A 24,412-nucleotide genomic window follows, 5' to 3' on the forward strand; every position below is an offset into this window, starting at 1 on the left:
GATGATACAAAAGTAGGAACAAGTTTCAAATTCAAATATCACAAAAGTAACAGATAACAAAACTATCGTAACAAGCGTGTATTTTTGCAAAAACTTCCCATTTCATCGGGATAAATCTAACCGTCACACCAATAAAAAAGGGGAGGTCGTTACATTTGACGACTCCCCTGTTCTTATATTTGCATGGATGAAAGCTTTCATCCGGAAGGATTCATTATTTATTTTCCTGTGATGCCTGGAAATCCGGTATACGTTTTACGTTCGCACCTTTCATCACACCTCTTTTGATCGCTTCATTCGTATCGGTGATTTCTTTCTTCACACGTTTATAGTATTCTTTTGTCAGTCCTTTCTCTACTGCTTCCGATTCTGTTACGGCCCAAAGATACTGATAATCCATCAACATCAAATCCGGTGCCACTATTTTAAAGAAAACACTATCATTTGCAAATTTTTCACGTAAGTCTCCCAAATAGATGGTATCTGCAGGATTTACCTCCTTAACATTTGCATTATTTTTTGAACTGCTACCTCCGCAAGAGGATAACATCAAACCTCCTACCAATGAAATTAAAACTAATACTTTCATATCAACATATATTATAAAATAAAACTTCTTCTGCCCCAATGTGAACAAGAACTTACAATTATCTCACTTATTCAGCGCAAATGTAATAATTAAACTACAAACACAGGCACAATGTCATTCTTTTCTTCCCGATTCCTCGGCATATTGCTTGGGAAGCATACCGAACATTTCTCTAAAACACTTCGAGAAATAGCTGGGTGAACTGAATCCTACCCGGTTCGCTATTTCAACAATCGGCAACTGACTTCCTTGTAATAATTGTGCCGCCCGTTTCAAACGGATGCTGCGAATAAAGTCTGTCGGTGTGTGTCCGGTGATGGATTGTAACTTACGGTAAAGGCTCATACGCACCATCCCCAGATCGCCACTCAATTCTTCTACGCCATATTCCGGATTATCCATGTTCTTTTCTATGTATTCCAGACACTTCTGTATGAGCTGCTCGTCTACTGAAGTAATGGTGATAGCACTCGGATTTACTTCTATGTTCTTACGGAATTCTTGTTTTCTCTTTTCCTGCTGCTCTATCAGCTTTTCAATGCGTACCATCAGCATATCAAAGTTGAAAGGTTTCGACATATAAGAGTCTGCTCCTACTTCATAGCTGTTAATCTTGATGTCATCGGCAGTACGGGCTGTCAATAATATCACAGGTATATGGGATGTCTGCACGTTCGTCTTGATCCGACGGCAAAGCTCGATACCGTCTACTTTTGGCATCATGATGTCACTGATAATCAAGTTCGGGTTTTCCTCTATCGCTTTCCGCTCTCCTTCCTCGCCGTCTGCCGCTTCAATAATCTGATAGAAATCTTCCAGCTGTTCTTTCAGGAAAGTACGGAATTCCTGATTGTCCTCCACTAACAACAGTTTCTTCAGGTTATCATCGACTGTAGATGTAGTGGTTTCTTTCTCTTTAACATCTGATGCTTCCGTTCCGATGATTTCTTCCGGCAGTTCGTCCGGTTCCGGTTTCAGGTCCATCGGCAACCAAACGGTGAATACTGATCCACGATCTATCCGGCTGTCCACTTTAATACGGCCACCATGTATATTTACATATTCCCTTACCAAATGAAGTCCGATGCCACTACCTATTTTTTCGTCTCCTTCATTTCCTACCTGATAGAAACGGTCGAAGATATAAGGAAGGTCTGATTCGGATATTCCGATTCCAGTGTCGGATACGGATATTCTCACGTAGTTTCTTCCTTCTATTTCTTCTGTTGCAAGCAGTAAGTCGACCGTCCCGCCTTCCGGCGTATATTTGAAGGCATTGGACAAAAGATTATTCACAATCTTATGTACCTTATCCCGGTCGAAGAACATATAAAGCGCTCTATGTTCCGATTGGTTCACAAAGTTAAGGTGCTTCTCTACTGCCATTGGCATGAAGTTGTTATAGGCAGAAACAATAAATTCCTCCATATCGCCGTTCATCAGATGCAACCTCTCTCCTTTCATTTCCAGTTTGCGGAAATCGAGTAGCTGATTCACCAATGACAATAGGTTTTGAGCATTCTTATAGATGGTATTCAGTTGTTTTTTCATCGCATCGTCTGTCAATCGACGTATCACCATGTCTAATGGCGTGATAATCAATGTCAGCGGAGTGCGGAGTTCATGGCTTATATTTGTGAAGAAGCGGAATTTCATCTGATCCAGTTCTTCTTTCTGCTTCAACGCTTCCTCTTCTTGCATACGAATCATCTTCTGCCGGTTGCGGCGGTTTATTACGTAGATCAACCCGAAGATTAAGAGAATAACTAAAATTGCATAGAAAAAACGAGCGGCCAGTGTATCCCAGAACGGGGGATGAATTACAATTTTGAATGCAGACTCCGGTCCCCATATCCGGTCGTTTCCGGCAGCGGACACACGGAAAATGTATTCGCCCGAAGGGAGATTATTATAGACCACACGTCCTTGTCCATTCTCAAAAAGGGTTTCCGTCCATTCTTTGTCAAATCCTTCCAGTTGGTAACGGAAAGAGGTTTGAGAAGGATTAGGGAAGTTCAGACCGGAGAACTCAAGTGTAATATAGTTCTCATCATATTTTAATTGTACTTCGCCCGAATAACTTAATGCTTTATCAAATAAGACACGTCCGTTATATGTTTCGCCCGAAACAACCGGAACATTAAACAAGCGGAATGAGGTAAACAGAGGACGATTGAGGCACTGATTATCTATCATGTTTTCTGGTGAGAAAGCGATAAAGCCGTTCATCAGCCCCAGGAAAAGCTGATTGTCCCTGGTCATTAACGAAGGGAAACTATATAAATCATCCTGACGGATTTCATCTTCCGACAGACAGCTGATTACATGAAAGCTGTATTTATCTGCTCTTCTGTCTACTTTTATCTTATAAATAGAAGTGACTGTCGAAATCCATATATCATGGTTCTTATCTTCCACTACGTTCAGGATAGCTTTAGACAGACCTTCTTCTTTCCCTAATGTGTAGCTTTGCCCATTGTAAGTCAAAACGCTCAAGCCATATTGTGTAGCAAACCATAAAGTTCCCTCATGGTCTTTGAGTATCTGATTATACTTGATACTTCCCTGATTGAATATAGAATTAGCCTGGCCATCTTCCTCCGGTATCCATATTTTATTCGTTGCAGGATCGTAAATGTAGAGTCCGTTATCACTGCCTACGACCAACCGGGATTGATTATCTATGGCCAATGCATTCGCTACTTTGTATTTTTTGAGTTCGGGAAACTGTTCGGACAATAAGTTTATTTGCCCGTTTTCAGGATTAAATAATCCTACACCCCCATATATACTTACCCACAATCGACCGGAAGAATCTTCGACCATGACACGGATATTACTGAAATCCAATTCATTCTGATAATCCGTATCGGGATAATCGTAAGATTGTACCTTTCCATGATCTATGCAGTAGAGCCCATCGTGGTATGTTCCGACCCAAACACGCTTCTTGCTATCCTCATAAAGTACACGGCAATTCTTCTGACTGAATTCATGATAGAATCTGTTCATGCTTTTAGTCTCCGGTTCATAGCGATAGACACCCTGCGTAGTACCCATCAGAATTTCTCCTTTAGATGTTTCGAGCATACAACGGATTTCCTCTCCTTTCCAGTCGCCATTTATCATCTTCTTATTGTACAGCACTATTTTATTCATGCTGGGATGATAATAACACATTCCCTGATTATAAAGTCCTATCCAAACGGAATTATTTTCCCGGTCGCAATAGATGCTTTGAATACCGTTTCGTACTGTATTACCTGATAATAAAGGAATATCCAGTGTCCGGGTTACAGAGAAATTGTGCATATCAATGATATAGAATCCATCAATAACGGTTCCTACCCATGCATTTCCACCTTTATCCACATCCATAGAAGTAAACCATGAATAGTGTCCGAGTTGGATACCTGAAATTTGGTTCCATTTTTTATTATAGACATCATAATAGCCTACTCCACGATCCCACATCAACCAAAAGTCACCATTATCGAGTATCTTCAAAACCACACGGTCATCCGGTTTCAGTTGGTCTTTCAGGAAATCAAGTTGATGCACGAAACGTTTCTTTTCCAAATCGTAGCAACGGATAGCCCCTTTCTGATGAACCATCCAACTGTATTTTCCATGACTTTCTACTCCGAGTAATCCTCCATAGTATTCCATAAACTCATCATTCCTGCAAACCTGTTCGATTGACTTTGTCTCTGCATCGTACATATAGACAGAGGAACCCGGCGTCAGAAACCAACAATGTTTCTCTGAATCAATAATCAGGTCCGCCACTTTATCCTTTAAGCCGAATTGTTGAAATAAAGAATCTACGTTATAGATGTACTGTTCGGTAGTCAAATCGAAGACGCGTAGGCTCTTGCGTTCTTTCATCCACAAACGTTTGTCGGCATCAATATATTGTTCGGGAATAATATGGTTATATGCTATCGAATATTCGCCATGAATATTGAAAGGGAAATTTGAATAGTTCGCACCATCATACAGGCTTAATAACACAGTACTTCGCACACCGATACGTCCGTCGGGAATGGGGAAAACGCTTTTTACATAGTTATCCGGTAATCCTTCGACAACTCCAATCTGGCGGAATACATAAGGGGATTCTTGCGAGCTAATATAACCCGGATACAATAATCCCATTAGTATGATTAACAAACATATTCGAATTTTCATGGCCATCTTTTTTTGTAGTACTATTATTAAGTACGAACGAAGAATCAAATCCCCTTATCCTACTTTACTATTATTTTCTGAATTTCGAGTTTATCTCCGGCTTGCTCTATCTGTAAACGAAGTACACAAGCTCCTGCGGGAAGAGTGAGTTTTCCTATTTCTCTTTCCGTCCATTGTATAGAACTGGGTAATTGCATGGGTTCTGTCTTTACTTCTGAATCAGAAGCTACGGACAATAAAGAATTTCCTTTTGATTGATAAACAAGATAAACGGTATAATCTCCATCGGTAGGAATACTTACAGTATAATTCATCCATTCTCCATCTTCTATTTGGGTAACGACGTAATTATCTTCTTCTTTTCGTAGCTCTACTGCTCCGTCAGGTCTGTATTCGTTGCCACGTTTCTTTCCTACATTGTGATAGGTATGCCCTTCGGGATCTTCCGCAAGACAATAATAATCGTAATCGGCAGCCGATATTTCACAAGGTAGCAAATGAATTCCTGATACACGCTTTCCCGTAGAGAAAGAAACGGGATCGCCTGCCATCCAGGGAGTCAATCGCTTGGTCAATGTTCCCCAGCCAGTCCATTCATAAAACCAGTTGGGTGCTATCCCCCAGTTTTCGCAACCGTGATGTTCTATCATATAATCACGGTAACGTTTCAACCAGGTATAGTTGTTCTCCGGCAATCCAGCACGTACTGCATAATGCGCCAATGCCATTTCACGAGTTCCGCCACTACCTGCTACGTCTCCACGTCCGTGAGGAGATACGGCTACGGATTCCCAACGTCCACTACGGCTTTTTATCTGGAGAAATTTTCCGTTCTCAAAGGTAACTTCATTTGAATTCTTACTATAACTTGTCGGTTCCCAAGGCTCTTTTTGCTCTTCATAGGTCTGGACTTTAGAGAGGTTATAACGATAGTTCCATTCCAAACCAAGAAGCAAACGGTTATTGAGACAATTATACAAAGAATCTCCCTGATTCCATGCCATTTCTGCGATAGCTACATAATTGTGGATACCTGCCAATACATGTCCCTGGTCGCGACTCGACTCCTGACATTGACCGTTTGGATAGATATAATACTGTAGCTGTTCATCGTATCCATAATCTGAAATCTTGTTTTCTCTTCCTTCCAATTTATAATCAAGCATGGTTGGTGATTTCTTAATCGGTTCTTTGCTAGTGACCGTCGGTCCTGAAGGATAAGGTAAATCATCCGGTCGATGCTTCATTCCCAATAAATAACGGTAAGCACGGTCATACATTACTTCGTTATCTAAGTAAATCCCCATTGCCATCATTCCACGAGCAGCGAAAAGTCCTTGATTACCAAACCTTGCGGCATCGAAATTAAAAATATTCCAATAGAATGTAACTCCGTTCTTTGAATCATCCCAGTAATTTGCATATTTGGAAGAGAAATCTTCCGTATTGCTATATCCAGGATAGACCAACATATTTTTAAAACGTTGCTGGTCTTCTACTTTCCAACCGGAATAATCACGCATTAATTCGGCGGCATCAATTAAAAGGTAAATCTTTCCGTTATCTAATGGTCCTGTTCCACGACTACTTGTATTGGTATAATAAGAATTAGCATTCAGATATTCGACCGCTTTACGGGCATAAGCCTCATCGCCCGTCAGATGCCAAAGCAATGCTAAGTCATGTGCCCGCCTGCCATCTACTCCGATAGTAGCATTAAAACGTCCTTCTCTGATTTGTTTTCCCCGATTGATAACTTGCGTATTGAGTGAAGAATAGGGAGATTCCTTTAATTTCAGAAAAGTAGAATAATAAGGCTCATGTTTCGCCTTGACCATAGCTTTCATCCGGTCTAAATCACCTTGGGTATAGGTGATTCCGGGATGGATAAAGTTACGTCGTTGCGCTTGCACTCCATTTTGAATATTCCCAATCCATACAATCCCAATAATCCATATAATTTTGTTAATCATAGTGCGATTCGTTTTTTATACAAGTGATAAGCAAAGATAGTATTTAGTAATAAAAAGGAGTTCAAAGTGAATGAAACATTTACTTTGATTAGCATAAACCCGGGAATAAAACTCTTGTATTTATACTCATGGTTCTCTTCCAGACTCCTTAATTCTGATTCCAGTGCAGCTTTGCTCTCATCTATTAATAGATAAGTTATTATCTTCCTATTGCAAAGTTCTTTCCTTCTAATACTAAAGTTACTCTTATCTAATAGAAATCTATAATTGCAAGCTTTGATTATAAAAACGAAAGTTTCATTTATATAATTGCAAGTTCTAATTATATAAATGAAACTTGCATTTATAGTTTATGTTTAACCTAAAGAAAGTTTGATATTAGAAGAAAAGAAGTTTGCACCTAATACAAAGAGATTTTTCCATTCATACTTCATATACCAGATTATGCTATTTGACTGTGATATTCTTTATGTATTCATTCGTGATAAAATCATCTATATTTTTCATCTTCATGCCGTTGATAATCACATTATCGAAGATGATATTCTTGACGGAACGTTCTTTATCAAACCCTTTCAATAGAGATGGATTCTCCCCTACTCCATTATAAATGATATTCCGAAAAATAATATCTTCAATTCCCCGGCCGGGTTGCTTATCATACTTTGAATTGAAACGAACATTAATATGAAACAATCTTCCCTCCTGGATATTCTCTACACGGATATCCTCAAATAATACTTTGCGTACCAAGTTTTTATCACCGCAATCCACTGCCATACAGCCCTGATAAAGAAGATCATCTTCATCATGTTCCAGAATATCGACATTACGGACAGTTATATTCTCAAGAATCTCTCCAACCTTATCGTCCGGGTTACCGTGTCCTCCAATGTTGATCGGATGAGCAATATCCGCCCAAAGGATTGAATTCTGTAAAGTCACGTTACGACTTCCTCCGTAATAGTTCCAGCGATGGGCATAGATGGCAATACAATCATCACTGTTCCGCATAAAAACATTGTCTATTAATACGTCACTGCAACACATCAGATCTATGCCATCACTCCATCCTTTACAACTAAAAGACTTTAAATTATTGATGGTCAACCCTGTAGACTCACCACCAAATACTGTATAGTGATCTGGATTTATAACTGTAATACCGTCAATCCATATATTTTTAGAATGGGTAACTTCTATTCCACGGATCGGATGGTCGAGAATACCACGCCCGACAATGCGTACATTTTCAGCTTTGTCAATCAATAATTTAGCTTTTACAACAGCTCCGGGAGCTAAATAAACAGTAGTATTGGAAGGAATCTGTATCTGTGTGTTCGGCAAATCTTTCGGACGATGGACACCCGGTCCGAAATACATTACTTTGTCACTGCTTTCAGTATAAGTTTCTGTTTCCAAAGGATTAGCAAACAAATGAAGATTATGCAAACGATCACCGTTAAACTCAATCGACAGGCATTGAGGTCTAGTGAGTGTAAAAAAGATAGCATTGTGGTTTACCGTATGTTGTATACCTATTGCTAACGGACGGATTTTCACATCCTGAATGGTGCCATTGTTCTTTTTCACCATCACTTCTACGGGACTGCCTATATCAAACTGTACCATTGAAGCAGATTGTACCCGATCCATATCTACTTGGACTTCATATTCGAATACATCTTTCCATTCACCACCTGCTTCACGTACTTTGACTGTATAATCATCATTATGTGGCATACCAGTGTTCAATCCTTCCGGATAGGTTACTAATTGGGCATTCCCGAATGTCGAAAATGCAATAGCTATTGCTAACAAACATTTTCTTTTACCTGATAAAACTCCTACTATATTCATATCACTAAACTATGTTATATTTTAATTATTCTGTTTATTGAAGTTCTTTCTAAAACTATACTTTCTATTCCACCCAGGTTGGCAAACTGGTAACAGAAACTATAGAAAAAATAACCAATGCAAAAAATCTCCTTTATTGTCTATTACGAACAATAAAGGAGATTTACCTAGAACATTCCAGTTTTTTCTGTCTTCTTATTTTTTACTTTTTACATACGGTTCTGCATATTGAGTCGGCAGTGCTCTCGATATGTCTTTGAAACATTTAGTAAAACTAGTATACAATACACCTTCCTATTCTTTATTATAGCTTTATTCGAACGGAACTGCCAAGTACTAGAATATGAATTGAAAACGTCCCTGTACTACACTAAAGTTTGTGCTTTCGATCTCTTTGATATGCGAGCCGGGGATGAAGTAGCTATAATTCAATTTGACAGCAATGTGTTTATTGATATAGTAATTCAATCCGAAGGAGAGGTCTTTCTGTGTTCCGCCTTTTATTCCGGCATCATTCAGAGAGAGATAATTGAAACGGGCACATAGTTCGAGTGCTTTTCCTTCCGGTCTTCCGGGACAGGCTACTTCTTCGTCATACAGATAATTCTGTCCCAACAATAGCCAGGAACATTGCAGATAAGCTCCTTGTGCCGTATAGTTCTCAAAACCCTTTTCCCGTTTTACATGGGCGCGGATGTATTCACCCTGAAGAAAGAATTTATGATAGTAAATTAGCAGTTCGGTTCCTATTTTAAATTGGGATGCTGCATGATCTACATCTGCTTGTATTAATGTACGATTATCAATCGTGCTCACGCCCGGAGATTTATAAGTAAACGTATTCCTGTTCTCATCTTCGGGAAGCGTGCCGTCCGGTGTACGATGGATAGCTGCTAATCCTATATGTACCAGTTTCGCTTGCTCATAAAGTGGACGGTAAACCAAACGTCCGTCAATGGCATATCCTTGCGATGCGTTTTTCAGGTTGCTCAAATCATTATCGGTAAAGAATCCGCCACACAGATAGTAATATTGGGTACGATAGGAATAGGCTACTCCCATACGTCGGCTATTTGTCAATGCCAGCACAGCTCCCGGAGATTGGTTGAAGCGAAGATCAAATGTACTACAAATCATATCGAGACTGAATGGCTCATAGAATTGTCCTATCTGAATGGAACTATTCTTATAGGAATAGGTGGCAAAAGCATCTTTGATGGCTACTTTGTTTCCGGCATATCCCATTTCCAGTTTCATTCCCCAGTTCTGATAGGTAGCTTTTACACCGATGCGAAGGTCATTAAATTCCGTGCCGTTGCCAAAGTTATTCGGATTCTTCAGATACACTCCTCCATCCATTAATAGACGCCCGGTGATTTTATATTGTATGCCATCGGGCAGATTCTGTGCCGTTATCCGGGAAGTCGTTAGTATTAGAGATAGAAGGAAGGAGAATTTCAAATATAGTCCTATTATTTTCATCGTCCACCTTTTATCAAATTTGTGAAAAAGTAGTTGGCTCCATACCTTCTCCCGTAAATTTTATCCCGTTGCTCATTTCGGCTTCTTTCGCTTTCTTCAGTTGTTTCTCTTTTTTATAGCGCTGTATCAGGTAAATCATGGAGCAGGTGAAAGCAACCGTACAGATCAGTCCTACGTAACCGGATAATATATTATAAAATTCCAACCAGTTTATGTCTGCATGGGCAAATTCTTTGAACATCAAGACAAGTACAGTTCCCGTATATCCGATAAAATCAATGGTCACAATGAAGAAACCGACATTTCCTTTTATCTTGAAACAAGCGATGAAGCGGTCGAAAAAAATGCTTTGAAAACAGAGGTAGGCAATATACAGACAGAGACTTTGGACAAACAGCCAGGTGATTGCATCCAATTGCAGAGAATCATAATTGAAAGATATAAAACTCATGGTGGCTGTCCCAAGTACGACCAATCCCAGCAGGGCAACCAAAACTTTTATGTTACTTTTCACAAAGGCCATCGCTCCGAATAACGCCAGAATTATTAATGTAACGACTGTATCTACCTGCGCAAACATCCATGAGGACTGTCCGTTCATATCAATAATCTTCACCAGGAAATCTTCCTTAATATCTCTAAGCACTACCAACATTAGGTTAGCTACAAACAATAATACAAGAAATGGCATAAAGTCGATGAACAGTTCTTTCCGTTGCTTGCCATTCAGAGTTACACGACTACTTTTTTGTTCTATATCTTGTGCCGTAGGTTGTGGCAAACGGGTTAAGCTATATCCCAAAAGAGCCAATAAAGGAAGTGCAAAAGCACCGATAAGTGCCGGCATCCAAAATTCGCTGACGTTCAATGTATTCATAACGAACAATCCGATGGATTTTGCCGTTCCCGAACTGATAACAATACTGATTCCTAAAAGACTGGCCAAAATATCCGTAGTGCGGCGACCTTCGATAAAACTGAAAATAACTCCCCACATACAGCCCAATGACAATCCATTGAAGAACATGGCAAACATATTATAAGGAGTGGGAAGTGCTCCGAACGCAACCAATGACAATTCCGCTACGGCAATGGAAACGAGTATAAACTTCAGGCGATTCTCTCTCTTCAATTCGGAAATCAACTTGATACCTATAAACTTGGCTATCAGATAACCTGCTATCTGAATGATAGTAACCAGTACTTTATAATCAAAACCGAATGCTTCTATCCCGTCAAAAGTAGCAGCTGTGAAAGGTTTACGCAATGCATAAACCAGTGAGTAAGAAAGAAGGGCTGCTCCACCTGCCCATAGAATAAAGAGGAAATCGGCTAATCTTCTGTTTGAACTTTGTTTCGATATTGCTTCAGTAATCGTTTTCATACGTTTTCGTTTTAATTTCTGGAGCAAAAGTAGAGGAGAATAGCAAGGGAGAAAATGAATTCTAAAGATTCATTTTATTCATTATCAGGTAGAAATGGAAGTAATATTAATGTAACGTTTATGTAACCGTAATTTCTTGGAAATGGAATACAAAAAGGGTTGCACAATCACTAATCCGGTATTGCGCAACCCTTTTTATTCGATTTCTTATTTTTCTTCTTATTGGAAAGTAGGCATCTTGAATCTGTACAATAATCCACCTACCATGGAAGCTACGCGGTCAGGTCTTCCCTGTTCGGAGCCATCGTATGTATCGGTACGGATACCGACTTTAGGTTCGGCATACAGATACAAAGAAGAAGCCACTTTCAGCTTTACCTGCACACCGGCATCCAGTCCCGGCACTGCTCGGAACTTACCGTAACGGCGTACCAGTCCGGCCGTAACTCCCACAAAAGGAACAACATCTATCACATGGTCGGGGCTGTATCCTTTTGCCAATGTGGCCAGACTCATCATATAATCCATACCCAAACCGGCATAATGAAGATTCATCTTCGACGACGTTTTGGCCTTGTACATAATTGTTCCATTTACCCGCCATGCAGATAACGGAGTGTACCATTTACCTATGCTTCCTTTTGCTTCTACACCTGCATTCTTCACCAAATCTTTGTTGGCTACGAGCAAGCTACCCAATCCAAGTGCACCGGAGATGAAGTAACGCTTGTCATCCTGACCAAACACGCTGCGATTGGCTGCTTTTGAATAAGGAACAAAGCGATAGTGGAAACCTGCATTGACTCCTACCATTACGTCTTTCTGCATAAAGCCCAGATTACCTTCAATGAATTTATCTCCATACAAGCGAATCTGCGGTTCAATGTACAAACCGAGAAAATCATTCACATGCCATAATCCCTGTATGCCTGCATTAATACCCAGTTGGAACTTATGGTCTGATTTGGAAGTATAAGCAAGGTTGACACCTACCGAACCTATTAAATCAAAGATACGATCGGAATTATATCCACTCATGGTAGACGTTATGTTCCACAAGTAATCAAGACCACCACTGACGCTGGCATGTCTAAGTTTGCCCGCTTTAACACTTCCCGGAACTACATAGTTCGTAAAGAATCCACCCGTACCCACCAGGCGCAAACCGGAATAAGGGCTCAACCACTTACCGATAGAGACAGAAGCCTGCGGACCTAAAGAACCAAGGTTTTCAAGATTCGTCTTATTCAGGAACATTTGCACACCGATTCCCGAAGTCATAAACAGATTGTCTGCGATGTGATTGCTTGAGAATCCGTTCTTCGGACGTGCCGCACGGTCAATCGTATGATAAGTCAAACCAAAATTCAACTCTCCGAGCTGATCCGTATTGCCACCTACTCCGCGACCTCCTGCATATCTCTTATTATACACATTGAGGCGAGGTTCTATAAATAAATCCACAGAACGGTTGATACGGAAACTTCCTTGCACACCGACTCCTATTCCCGGAGCATACTTGGCGGTTTTATCCACTCCTTTCGTACCTGCCAGGTTAACTCCGGCAATACCGATCAGACTAAATATTCTGTCTTCATCATATCCCCAAAGAACATTATTGATATTCAACAGATAGTCCGCATGCAGATCGACATGTTTAAAGTAGCCGCTTGCACTGCCCGAAGGGGTGTCTGAAAGTCCAACCGTCCCGGACAAACGCAGACCGGAAGAAGGACTGAACCATTTACCGATTCCGGCAGAGAACTGGGGACCTAATCCTTTAATCGTATTCTTGATTCCCGGAACTTTCAGTGTACTGATACCACCGGATAAAGAGATAAACATATGATTCAGGAAGGAACTTTTATCGAAATCATCGAAATGAATCTTAGTTCCCATCGGAGCAGCAGGCATATAGGTCAGACCTACCAGAACCGAACCAGCCATTTTATAGTTTCTCCAACTTTCCGTATACGCAAAACCGTCATTATACCATCCGATCCGCGGTTCTACAAACAAATCCAATGTAGAAGAAAGACGTACATTTCCCTGTAAACCGAGATGAGCGCCGTAATAAAGCTGACCGCCGCCTTTCAAATCCGGATACTTTTCGGAACGATCGCTATTGTCGCCCACCTTAGAATAACCGGCTTCTATACCTGCAATCCCTACTAACTCAAAACAACGGTTTGCATTGTATCCGTATGCCAGGGAGGACATATTCAACAGATAGTCCAGGCTGCCGCCACCCATTTTTATTTTAGAATCGTAGATACTCGACGGCAGATAACCTAAATTCACCCCTATCCGAAGTCCATGAACCGGAGTAATCCACTTTCCCATAAAGAGATGGGCGGTCATTCCCATTCCATCCTGACTATCTCCACTTGTTAACAAGCTGTATGGCCCTATTCCGGCAGAGAAAAAGAGATGTTCATTGAATTTATTGCTCTCGAACTTTTCATTTGCAGGCCGTTTCTGTAACATATATTGCAATGCACCATAATCCTGTGCCTGTAAGGTAACAGCAAGCATCAGGAAGATTGCCACTGCTACATATTTATTGTTGATTCTGAAGATATTCATCGTTTACTCTTGTTGTATATATCATTATTTAATTTTCTGCTCTTCCGGCAGCAAGTCAATAATATCACCGTCCACCTTCGCTACTTCCAATAAGGAAGGATCAAGTTCAAGGGCCTTCTCAATGCTCATAATCGCATCACCTATTTTCTCCAGGCGGTTGGCGGCAATCGCTTTTATATAATATTCGCGGGCGGTCTCTACATCTATGGTAGAAATCTTATCCCATGCTTCCTGATTCTTCTTCATTGCCAGCAGCATCACCACCTCATTGAAAGGGCTGGTAGCCGCCACCTTTTCGAAAGCATCATTATAATAACCGGCCAATGCCTGAACGATGGCCTGCAAATCTTCAGAAACCGCTTCTTCGGGAACCAATGTCAAGACTGAATCCGCTTTTGTATATTTCCCTTCGTGTAGCAAGGCAATAGCCTGATTAGACAATAACTCCGCCGGTGCCGATTTACTGACAAACGGTTCGAGAATACGTGAATCCGGAGTATCTTTCTGTATCGTTGCCACTGCCAGTTCATTGGCTGCATACGTAAAGTTATCATAAAGTTCAAGAGCTTCCCTACAATACTTTTCCCTTTCGTCGGGAGTTTTTGCTGTCGTAATCATACGGTAATATTCGAAACGGGTCAGTTCCTTCGGATTCTTTCTGTAAAGTTCTCTAATCTCGTCGTCCGTCAAAGAACGGAAGATTGAATAACCATAGGTATATTGCACCTTTCTCAATTTAGGCAAATAAGTAGCCGCAAGTTCCTTGTAGAAAGGTTTCGATTTCAAGACCCCATTCAACCGGTAAGGAGTAGCTGTATATTGTTTGATTAAGTCCTCTACTTCTTTAGCCAGTTCCGGCTTGGAGTTTTTTTTCAGCAATTCAGCTACCTCCTTCCAGGAGGCAACCGATGCATCCGATTTCACCTCCAACAGTTTACGTGTTTCCGGGTCCAGTTGTGCCAGTATACGTTCCAGGGCCTTATCCGTACGCAATTTTGCCAGACGAAGATTCGTCGCGTAAGAACCGTCCGGCGAAGCCACCCCCGTAATATGAAAACTCTTCAAAGAGGCATCCGGGTTCGTCTCAATACCACGCAATTCCTGATTCAACCGGTTCAGTTCCACCTGATTTTGTGGATTCTTATCATCCAGGTCGGCTTTACCTACCAGGAAGGTTAAGTTTACCTCACCTTTCGTATCCCGCAACTGCATCACGGGTTTCGGAAGGTATTTCTCGTCCGTCAGGCTGAAAGCGGAGAATTTATACTCCAAGAAGCGAAGCGGGTTGACCGTTCCGCGTGCAATGGAGAAAGAGTCACGATAAATGATATTCCGGTAATTTTCCATCGCCAGATGCACATCTGCACGGTAGTCATGTTGCAGATATTCTATATAGATAGAATCATGGTAAGCAATAATATCCCCCTTGCGTGAAGAAGTAGTTTTCACACGGATGTAATCGTGCAAAGGATCTTTATCCATATCATAATCGTACATTCGATTTTGCGTTGTATTATAAGTATCCCCGTCGAATACAACAGGACGCATCAACAGACGCTTTTTCAGTGTCACATCATAAATGGAAGGCTGCAATACCAAGCGACGATGTGAGTTAAACATCTCCTTAGGCACCGGGACACGAGTTTTCAGATGGAAATAATTACCTTTGATTTCGATGTCCGTAGGTTCCGGAATCACTTTGTCCTTCACTTTGGAAGTAATTGTAACTTCGTCCAGTTCGATGACGGCATCTTTCAATACTACATTCAGAATCTGCTTTCCTGCCACCTTCACTGTTTTGTCTTCATAACCGACACATGTAAACTTCAACGAGCCGTTTTTCTCAACCAAGACACTGTAACGGCCATCCTCGTCGGACATTTCTATACGTTCGTCATTGACCGGATTCAACACATTTACATTCGGAACACTTTTTCCCTGCGGGTTTGTGATATGCCCCTGCACGCGGATCCGTTGGGCGGATACATTCATACCGACGAACATCATCGCCACGAGAAGTATACCTGTTAATCTATCACGTTTCAAATTGATTTTCATTCTCTTTTCTGACTAGCTAATGTTCGTTATCGAATAATATAAACAAAGGATACCCCCAGTTTGACAGGTGCAATGGTGGTCTTACTATCGTTGACCGCACCCGGTTTCGGAGTACCCTTATCATACTTAAACTGACGGTAGCGCAACACACCCACTCCGGCAGTTGCTTCGATGTTCCAATGATCGCCCAGCACCCATGCGTATCCATAGGTCAAACCGGCGGCGTATGCATCGCCTTTGTGATGCACATCTTTTACCATCATATCAAAATTATTCACGAAAGCGGTGATTCCAAGAAAATGACTCACCATCGGACGATTTAGCCAGTAACGAACTTCAGGCTGAAAATGCGTGAAAGTCGTTTTAAAGTTGTCTGTACTGATTGGGTTCGCAGCAATCCCCATGTTCAAGGAGACATGACTACCCAATACAAATTCTGCTTCTACATTCGGACTGGCGGTCAGCCAACCCAATGCATTTGTCTTTACAGCCACCCGTTGTGCGTGCACATGTACACCACAACATAATAACAGAAATGATAACGCAGCTATTACCCTGCGACCATTTCTCATCACATATACCATCATTTATTTCCCACTAAATATTTCCCACTAAATATTTCCCACTAAATATTTACCCACAAAAAAAGGGCTTACTGTCCATTTTATATACTACTTGGACAGAAAGCCACAAAATTAGAAAAAATATAGTATTAAAAACGTTTAAACACGCTTTTTTTGTTTTTTATTGCAACAATTTCCATCTTAGGCCATAATATACCATACTACGGATAAGATATACAATTTTTCTTTATTACCAATGAAACATCAGATACGCAACAACATAGGCTCCGACGAAGCATCGGATTTTATCTTCTTATCGCCGATAACAACCGTACAGGGAGCAGAAGAAATAATATACCATTTCCCTTCTTTCTTTTCGAGCAATACATTAGCGGCATTGTCGGTCTGAATCATTACCCCGGGTGCAACCAATTGGGTCCCATTCCCTAAAAACAACGTCCGGTTTCCTGCATATTCATTGCTGATAACAGCATAATCCGCTTTCACTTTCATTCCTTGATAAATAGCGGTTTGTGCAGCATCAGATAGAGAGAAGATATGATCTATACGTCCGTTTTTGCTTTTCACACAGATACCGGCAAAGTCTTCCAAACCTGCTCCTTCTGCATCAAAGTAAGAGACGGACTGAATAGCAGACGGTTCCTTTTTCGTACTCGGTTCATATATCGAGACAAAAGGACGATTCCAAGCTTCTCCATGCTGACGGGCAACAAATGTCAGCGTCGGCTGCTCCTTTATATTATAGGGCATATTCGGTGTACGGCTTAGCCCTTCGGTCATTGGCGCCAAAGCCGTAAAGACTTCACGATCCGGTTCGCCTTTCATCCAAAGATTCATGTATATATCATCGCCGTCCTTATCTTTCATATCTATGGTGAAAGTTGCCTTGACATCCTTATTGGTTGCAGCCACTTTCTTATCATATAAATAGGAATAAGCGTAAAGATGTGCGCCTGCAAAGGCGAGTTCTTCCGTAGACTGGAGATTCAGGTCGCTGCCATCTGCTGCCGTCAATGTCAAAGTCTGTCCAAGGTTGTGATAGAAGTAATCGTGCATCTTATCGCCTCCTTTCTCTTTCCGGCTGCGGAATACATCGACATAATACCCCGTCTCCGCCCCGGTAGTGACAATACTCATCATACGGGTCTGATCCGCCCTGCTTTCCGGTTCACGAAAATAAAGGTTACTGTAAGTAACGGACGTAAATGCTTTGCCCGGTTCCGCTGATGCCGGGAAACAGGAAAGCAAATCAAAAGAATGATTACTTTTCATCACCGGATAGCTCGATATTCCATCCACACAAACTGTATTATGACTGGGGAATTGAGAATAATATTCCGCATAATCCAGTCCGCTATACAGGAAAAGCCCGATACCTGCATCCGGCCCCAGTACGTATCCTTTTCCATAAAGTTCCATCGAAATGCCGTTAGCGTGCATGTGGTTCCCTTCACTGCCATTCAACGAAATCATCAAACTGTTGCGCGGATGCATACCGTTGCGCTGTACCAGCCATGACACATTGGGAGCATAAAACAAAGGAGAAACATAATCTTCTATCTTTCCCGGCTGCACTTTGGGATTTAGCGCCAGCGGTTTATCTTCAAAGAAAGAATTGACAGATACACGCACATTCTTCTTTTCTGTTTTATCATTTCCCAAATCCGGGTTCAGGCATTTCAATAAAGCCGTGAAATAGTTTTCCTGTTCTTTCTTCCCGTTCGCCTGTGCATTCTGTATCATACGGATAAAGAAGTTCGTACTCAAATATCCCGGATGCGTATCTCCAAAGCCACAAATCATACGGTTGGGAAACAGATATTGGGGAGTGGTTGCTACCGCTTTCGACAATACAGGCATTGCTTTCACCAAATCATATTGCAGATTCGTATCAAACTGATTCACAAAATTGGCATAATCATTGATTACCACACTGCTATATCCCGGACATTCTGCCCAAATTCCCGTATTTATATCGAAACCATAATCTGCCAATTGCGTCAGACTCCATTGGCGGATGCTGGAACGGTTCATCACATAGTCGATATAATATTCACGTCCTTTTCCGTCGGCATATTCTTTATTGTCTTCCAATACCAATCCGACATTCATAATAAACCGTGCCTGTAGCAAATTCCAGTTGTTATGAGGTACACCGTTCGCTATGATATTATCCGCCCATTTCTTAAAAGCTCCGGCGTAGATTTCCATTTTATCCGGGTAATTGGCCTTTAGATAATTATATAGAAAATCGTATAAAGGGACAGCGATATGGAGTGCGTCTTCATGGATGACTTCGAAAGAAGTCAATCCTACCAATGTTTGCTGATGGCCGTGATTCAGGTCGATGGGCACGTTTCTATAATAAATACCTGTCATATATGTATCAAAGACCCCCGCGGCAAGTTTAGCGAATTTCTCTTCATCCGTCATCCAATAAAGGAAAGCGGCATCACGGGCAATTCCCAGGATTTCGCAGTTCAGGCTTTCAATATTCCGGCCTGTTTTGGATGGGTGTACACTCTCCATAGGACGGTCGGGAAGTGCATTATTGCAGAAAGTGACATTCCCATCCTCATCATCATAAGGAACGACATCCGCCAATTTGGGACGGCCGTGGGTAGCAGCTGTGCCACGGGTTCCTGTGTAACGCACAGTGGGATAAGGAGCTTTTTCACCACCTGCATGGTCGAACGTTTCACCTTTCACATATACTTCCGTGGCATGAGACTTCCAGTACATTGCCAAACGAGACAGCAACCACGCCGGTTGAGCATCCGTCAGGTTCGTATATACTTCCGTCCGTTCCTTCAATTTATTGAAAACATCTTTCGCCCATTCTTCTTTTTTAATCAGCTTCCATGTTTCCTGCTTTCCCGCCGGAGTAGTCAGTACCCGCGGATGTGTCTGCGGCATCTTTTCCGGCAAAGGAATCTCTTGTCCGGATGCGCTGTTCAGAAAGGATAGAAAACATAGTCCAAGTAAAATTCGTCTCATACTTCAATTTTCTTTTTTTAGGTTTGATACCTATTAAATACGAAGATAGAGATTTATTTACCTAAATCCTCCGTCAAAGAACAATTTTATTTGTACGAGACTACGCTGTTATTTCAAACAAAGAATTATATTTGCAAAAAACCGACTAACAATTCTGATACTTATGAAAATTTTATCTATCCATGATTTGGCAACAATCAGGAAGAGAGCAGAGCACAATCTTTCATTGCGCGAAGAAAGTAATGAAAAGGTGACTGAAAAGTGTTACGGACTGGCATCCGGTGCGCAACATCTTCAGATTCTGATCTGCGGTGGTACAGGCTGTAAGGCATCTTCCAGCCAGGGTATTACAGACAATCTTCTAAAAGCCATCCAAAAGAACGAAATCACCGACAAAGTAGAAGTCATCACCGTAGGCTGTTTCGGCTTCTGTGAAAAAGGTCCTATCGTGAAAATTATCCCCGATAATACCTTTTACACCCAAGTCACTCCCGAAGATGCGGAAGAAATCATCAACGAGCATATCATCGGAGGACGAAGAATCGAACGGTTGCTGTATGTAGATCCCAAAACGGAACATACCGTCAGCGACTCCAAGCACATGGATTTCTACCGGAAACAACTCCGCATCGCATTGCGTAACTGTGGTTTTATCGATCCCGAAAATATTGAAGAGTATATCGCCCGTGAAGGATACTTTGCATTGGCCGATTGCCTGCTTAACAAAAAGCCGACGGACGTTATTGATATTATCAAACGTTCGGGACTTCGCGGACGTGGTGGTGGCGGTTTCCCGACGGGACTGAAATGGGAATTTGCCAACAAGCAACAGTCAGATGTCAAATACGTGGTTTGTAACGCCGACGAAGGAGATCCCGGTGCATTCATGGACCGTTCCATTATGGAGGGCGACCCACATTCGATTGTAGAAGCGATGTGTGTCTGCGGTTATTCCATCGGGTCCACCAAAGGATTAGTATATATCCGTGCCGAATATCCGTTAGCTATCAACCGACTGAAAACAGCTATCAATCAGGCGCGCGAATACGGATTACTGGGAGATCATATCTTAGGAACAGATTTCAGTTTCGACATAGAAATACGATACGGAGCCGGAGCTTTTGTCTGCGGAGAAGAAACTGCCCTTATTCATTCGATGGAAGGAAAACGGGGAGAGCCGACTCTGAAACCTCCCTTCCCTGCCGAATCCGGTTATCTGGGAAAACCAACCAATGTAAATAATGTGGAAACGCTTGCCAATATTCCCATTATTCTAACCAAAGGAGCCGACTGGTTTGCAACGATTGGCACAGAACGTTCCAAAGGAACCAAAGTGTTTGCTCTTGCCGGAAAGATTAATAATGTCGGACTGATCGAAGTGCCGATGGGAACTACTCTTCGGGAAGTAATCTACGAAATCGGAGGAGGCATCAAAGGCGGAAAGAAGTTCAAAGCTGTACAAACAGGAGGACCGTCAGGCGGCTGTCTGACAGAAAAACATCTGGACACTCCCATTGACTTTGACAACCTTCTCTCGGCCGGTTCCATGATGGGTTCAGGAGGGATGATTGTCATGGATGAGGACGACTGCATGGTATCCGTAGCCCGCTTTTATCTGGATTTTACAGTGGAAGAGTCCTGCGGGAAATGCACACCTTGCCGCATTGGAAACAAACGTCTGTTGGAACTACTGAACAAGATTACAGAAGGAAAAGGCACAGAAAAAGACCTGGACACACTTGCCACTTTGGGACAAGTCATCAAAGATACGGCCCTCTGCGGACTGGGACAAACCTCTCCGAATCCCGTTTTATCCACATTGGATAACTTCTACGATGAATATATGGAACACGTACGGGATAAGACTTGTCGTTCCAAGCAATGTAAATCACTATTAACATATACCATCAGTCCGGAACGTTGCATTGGTTGTCATCTATGCGCCAAAAACTGTCCGGCGGATGCTATCAGCGGGCTGGTGCGCAAGCCACATGTCATTGCTCCTGATAAATGTATCAAGTGCGGCATGTGCATGGCACGCTGCAAATTCAACGCTATTCTTGTCTGCTAAAATCTTATTTACTATGGAAGAAAAACAAATTACTCTCCAGATAGACGGTCATTTCATCACTGTGCCCGAGGGAAGCACTATTCTTGAAGCCGCTATCAAAATCGGTATCAATATACCTACGCTGTGTCATATCGACCTGAAAGGAACCTGTATAAAAAATAATCCGGCTTCCTGCCGTATTTGTGTGGTTGAAGTGATGGGACGGCGCAACCTGGCTCCTGCCTGCGCTACCCGTTGCACGGAGGGCATGGTAGTAAAAACCAGTACCCTGCGCGTAATGAACGCTCGCAAAGTGGTGGCTGAACTGATCCTTTCGGATCACCCCAATGACTGCCTCACTTGCCCTAAATGCGGCAACTGCGAGCTCCAAACGTTAGCACTGCGTTTCAACATTCGCGAAATGCCTTTCAATGGCGGTGAGCTGTCCCCCCGCAAACGGGAAATTACCGCTTCTATCGTCCGTAATATGGATAAATGCATTTTCTGTCGCCGTTGTGAAAGTGTTTGCAATGATGTACAGACGGTCGGAGCATTGGGTGCCATCCGTCGCGGATTCAATACAACCATCGCTCCTGCCTTTGACCGAATGATGACGGAAAGTGAATGTACTTACTGCGGTCAGTGCGTGGCTGTCTGTCCCGTAGGCGCATTAACAGAACGTGACTACACCAACCGTCTGCTCGACGATCTGGCTAATCCGGACAAAGTAGTGATTGTGCAGACCGCACCTGCCGTACGGGCGGCCCTAGGTGAAGAATTCGGATTTCCTCCCGGCACTCTGGTAACCGGAAAAATGGTGTATGCACTTCGCGAACTGGGATTCGACTATGTATTCGATACTGATTTTGCAGCCGACCTTACCATTATGGAAGAGGGTTCTGAAATTCTGAACCGCCTGACACGTTATCTCAACGGAGATAAATCCGTACGATTACCTATCCTGACTTCCTGCTGTCCGGCATGGGTCAACTTCTTCGAACATCATTTCCCGGACATGCTGGACATTCCGTCCACCGCCCGCTCCCCACAACAGATGTTCGGTTCCATTGCCAAATCCTATTGGGCGGAGAAAATGGGCATACCCAGAGAAAAACTGGTTGTCGTATCTATCATGCCTTGTCTGGCTAAAAAGTACGAATGTGCACGTGATGAATTCAAAGTGAACGGTATCCCCGATGTGGATTATTCTATCTCTACCCGTGAACTGGCACGACTAATTAAACGTGCCAATATCGGGTTCCCTCTCGTACTGGACAGCCCATTCGACAACCCGATGGGTGAATCGACAGGTGCCGGTGTCATTTTCGGAACAACAGGTGGTGTAATGGAAGCCGCCCTCCGTTCTGTCTATGAAATCTATACCGGAGAACCTTTGAAAAATGTAAATTTCGAACAGGTACGCGGACTAAATGGCGTCCGTCGTGCTACCATTAACCTAAACGGATTTGAATTAAAAGTAGGCATTGCACACGGACTAGGCAACGCTCGTCATCTACTGGAAGATATACGGAACGGGCACAACGAATATCATGTAATCGAAATTATGGCTTGCCCCGGAGGCTGTATCGGTGGCGGCGGGCAGCCTTTGCATCACGGCAACTCGGAAATACTCTATGCACGCGCCAACGCACTTTACCGTGAAGACGCCAACAAACCTTTGCGCAAATCGCACGAGAATCCGTATATCAAGACATTATACGAGGATTATCTCGGCAAACCGCTAGGTGAGAAATCGGAAACTCTCCTGCATACGCATTATTTCAACAAAGCGATTGATTAACTTTTAAATGAAGAGTATTATGTCAGATATCAAACTAGCCTGTGACATGGCAGAGCAAATCAAAACGATCTGCGACAAGCATGGAAACAAACCGGGCGAACTTATCAATATTTTGCATGAGGCACAGCATTTGCAAGGGTATCTACCCGAGGAAACGCAACGGATTATCGCTTCCAAACTTGGAATTCCCGTATCGAAAGTGTATGGTGTCGTCACTTTCTATACTTTCTTTACCATGACTCCCAAAGGAAAACATCCCATCTCTGTTTGCATGGGTACAGCTTGTTATGTACGTGGTTCAGAAAAACTGCTGGAAGAGTTCAAACGTGTATTAGGTATCGAAGTCGGTGACACTACCCCGGACGGAAAGTTCTCATTAGACTGTCTGCGTTGTGTAGGCGCCTGCGGACTGGCTCCGGTAGTGATGATCGGCGAGAAGGTATATGGTCGATTACAACCGGTAGATGTAAAGAAGATTATTGAAGAATTGGAATAACCGAATTCCCGAAAACAATATAAAACAAACGGCTGCCTTGATAAGTCAAAACAGCCGTTCATTAATATTAAAATGTAAAAAATGATGCGGAGAGAACGAGATTCGAACTCGTGATACCCTTTAGGGGTATACACGCTTTCCAGGCGTGCCTCTTCAACCACTCGAGCACCTCTCCTTACAATTACCAACTAGAGAAAAAACTCTCCATAAAAACAGAAAGCAGCAAAAAGCTGCTTTCTAGCGGAGAGACAGGTTCTATCACCTATCATTTCAAACAATATCATAAACTCGTAATATCTTGTTAATTACCAAGTTATTACAAAGTAAACAGAAAATAAAATATCTCTTAATATCTTTGCAT

Annotated in this window: 13 protein-coding genes and 1 tRNA gene; 3 read left to right on the forward strand and 11 right to left on the reverse strand. The window is 42.2% G+C overall.

Annotation, left to right across the window (positions count from 1 at the left end; genetic code table 11):
* Positions 1-214: 214 nt before the first annotated feature.
* The 10 genes from KFO40_RS07550 to KFO40_RS07595 form a co-directional block, all read right to left on the reverse strand.
* Positions 215-589 (reverse strand): hypothetical protein, encoded by a 375-nt coding sequence (locus tag KFO40_RS07550; RefSeq protein WP_004305864.1) that lies wholly within the window; start codon positions 587-589, stop codon positions 215-217.
* Positions 590-703: 114 nt separating this feature from the next.
* On the reverse strand, positions 704-4,780 hold the full coding sequence (locus tag KFO40_RS07555; protein WP_115484140.1) for a hybrid sensor histidine kinase/response regulator transcription factor: 4,077 nt from the start codon (positions 4,778-4,780) through the stop codon (positions 704-706).
* 59 nt (positions 4,781-4,839) lie between these two features.
* Positions 4,840-6,753, reverse strand: a complete 1,914-nt coding sequence (locus tag KFO40_RS07560; protein ID WP_004302341.1) for an alginate lyase family protein — start codon at positions 6,751-6,753, stop codon at positions 4,840-4,842.
* A 447-nt stretch (positions 6,754-7,200) separates the two neighbouring features.
* Complete coding sequence (locus tag KFO40_RS07565) at positions 7,201-8,613, reverse strand: glycosyl hydrolase family 28 protein (RefSeq protein ID WP_004305858.1); 1,413 nt, start codon at positions 8,611-8,613, stop codon at positions 7,201-7,203.
* A 336-nt stretch (positions 8,614-8,949) separates the two neighbouring features.
* Positions 8,950-10,095: an OprO/OprP family phosphate-selective porin gene (locus KFO40_RS07570; RefSeq protein WP_004305856.1), complete on the reverse strand. Its 1,146-nt coding sequence runs from the start codon at positions 10,093-10,095 to the stop codon at positions 8,950-8,952.
* Positions 10,096-10,108: 13 nt separating this feature from the next.
* Positions 10,109-11,479, reverse strand: coding sequence for a DUF5690 family protein (locus tag KFO40_RS07575; RefSeq protein ID WP_004305854.1), 1,371 nt, complete (start codon positions 11,477-11,479; stop codon positions 10,109-10,111).
* A gap of 219 nt (positions 11,480-11,698) precedes the next feature.
* Positions 11,699-14,065 (reverse strand): hypothetical protein, encoded by a 2,367-nt coding sequence (locus KFO40_RS07580; protein ID WP_004305853.1) that lies wholly within the window; start codon positions 14,063-14,065, stop codon positions 11,699-11,701.
* Positions 14,066-14,089: 24 nt separating this feature from the next.
* Positions 14,090-16,123: a tetratricopeptide repeat protein gene (locus tag KFO40_RS07585; RefSeq protein WP_004305851.1), complete on the reverse strand. Its 2,034-nt coding sequence runs from the start codon at positions 16,121-16,123 to the stop codon at positions 14,090-14,092.
* A 26-nt stretch (positions 16,124-16,149) separates the two neighbouring features.
* Complete coding sequence (locus tag KFO40_RS07590; RefSeq protein WP_004305849.1) at positions 16,150-16,695, reverse strand: DUF3575 domain-containing protein; 546 nt, start codon at positions 16,693-16,695, stop codon at positions 16,150-16,152.
* A 255-nt stretch (positions 16,696-16,950) separates the two neighbouring features.
* Positions 16,951-19,704 (reverse strand): heparinase II/III family protein, encoded by a 2,754-nt coding sequence (locus tag KFO40_RS07595; RefSeq protein WP_004305847.1) that lies wholly within the window; start codon positions 19,702-19,704, stop codon positions 16,951-16,953.
* 163 nt (positions 19,705-19,867) lie between these two features.
* On the opposite strand from KFO40_RS07595, the gene KFO40_RS07600 reads away from it, so the two are divergent.
* Genes KFO40_RS07600 through nuoE form a run of 3 tightly spaced genes read left to right on the forward strand, consistent with a single transcriptional unit; the run spans position 19,868 to position 24,051 of the window.
* A complete protein-coding gene (locus tag KFO40_RS07600; protein WP_087318456.1) occupies positions 19,868-21,775 on the forward strand; it encodes an NADH-quinone oxidoreductase subunit NuoF in 1,908 nt (635 codons plus the stop codon).
* 13 nt (positions 21,776-21,788) lie between these two features.
* Complete coding sequence (locus KFO40_RS07605) at positions 21,789-23,555, forward strand: NADH-dependent [FeFe] hydrogenase, group A6 (protein ID WP_004305843.1); 1,767 nt, start codon at positions 21,789-21,791, stop codon at positions 23,553-23,555.
* 19 nt (positions 23,556-23,574) lie between these two features.
* Entirely contained in the window at positions 23,575-24,051 is a 477-nt protein-coding gene (gene nuoE, locus KFO40_RS07610) for an NADH-quinone oxidoreductase subunit NuoE (RefSeq protein WP_004305841.1), read from the forward strand.
* Between the two features lie 87 nt (positions 24,052-24,138).
* On the opposite strand, the gene KFO40_RS07615 is transcribed toward nuoE, so the two are convergent.
* Positions 24,139-24,226: transfer RNA gene (locus tag KFO40_RS07615), tRNA-Ser, on the reverse strand.
* Positions 24,227-24,412: the final 186 nt, after the last annotated feature.

The organism is Bacteroides sp. 1001302B_160321_D4 (genome assembly GCF_015667765.1).
GTDB classification, from domain to species: domain Bacteria; phylum Bacteroidota; class Bacteroidia; order Bacteroidales; family Bacteroidaceae; genus Bacteroides; species Bacteroides xylanisolvens.

Coding starts and splice junctions, on each gene's coding strand:
- KFO40_RS07575 (WP_004305854.1), bottom strand. CDS start 11,479: ATGAAAACGATTACTGAAGCAATATCGAAACAAAGTTCAAACAGAAGA.
- KFO40_RS07560 (WP_004302341.1), bottom strand. CDS start 6,753: ATGATTAACAAAATTATATGGATTATTGGGATTGTATGGATTGGGAAT.
- KFO40_RS07550 (WP_004305864.1), bottom strand. CDS start 589: ATGAAAGTATTAGTTTTAATTTCATTGGTAGGAGGTTTGATGTTATCC.
- KFO40_RS07565 (WP_004305858.1), bottom strand. CDS start 8,613: ATGAATATAGTAGGAGTTTTATCAGGTAAAAGAAAATGTTTGTTAGCA.
- KFO40_RS07570 (WP_004305856.1), bottom strand. CDS start 10,095: ATGAAAATAATAGGACTATATTTGAAATTCTCCTTCCTTCTATCTCTA.
- KFO40_RS07590 (WP_004305849.1), bottom strand. CDS start 16,695: ATGAGAAATGGTCGCAGGGTAATAGCTGCGTTATCATTTCTGTTATTA.
- nuoE (WP_004305841.1), top strand. CDS start 23,575: ATGTCAGATATCAAACTAGCCTGTGACATGGCAGAGCAAATCAAAACG.
- KFO40_RS07585 (WP_004305851.1), bottom strand. CDS start 16,123: ATGAAAATCAATTTGAAACGTGATAGATTAACAGGTATACTTCTCGTG.
- KFO40_RS07605 (WP_004305843.1), top strand. CDS start 21,789: ATGGAAGAAAAACAAATTACTCTCCAGATAGACGGTCATTTCATCACT.
- KFO40_RS07580 (WP_004305853.1), bottom strand. CDS start 14,065: ATGAATATCTTCAGAATCAACAATAAATATGTAGCAGTGGCAATCTTC.
- KFO40_RS07595 (WP_004305847.1), bottom strand. CDS start 19,704: ATGAGACGAATTTTACTTGGACTATGTTTTCTATCCTTTCTGAACAGC.
- KFO40_RS07600 (WP_087318456.1), top strand. CDS start 19,868: ATGAAAATTTTATCTATCCATGATTTGGCAACAATCAGGAAGAGAGCA.
- KFO40_RS07555 (WP_115484140.1), bottom strand. CDS start 4,780: ATGAAAATTCGAATATGTTTGTTAATCATACTAATGGGATTATTGTAT.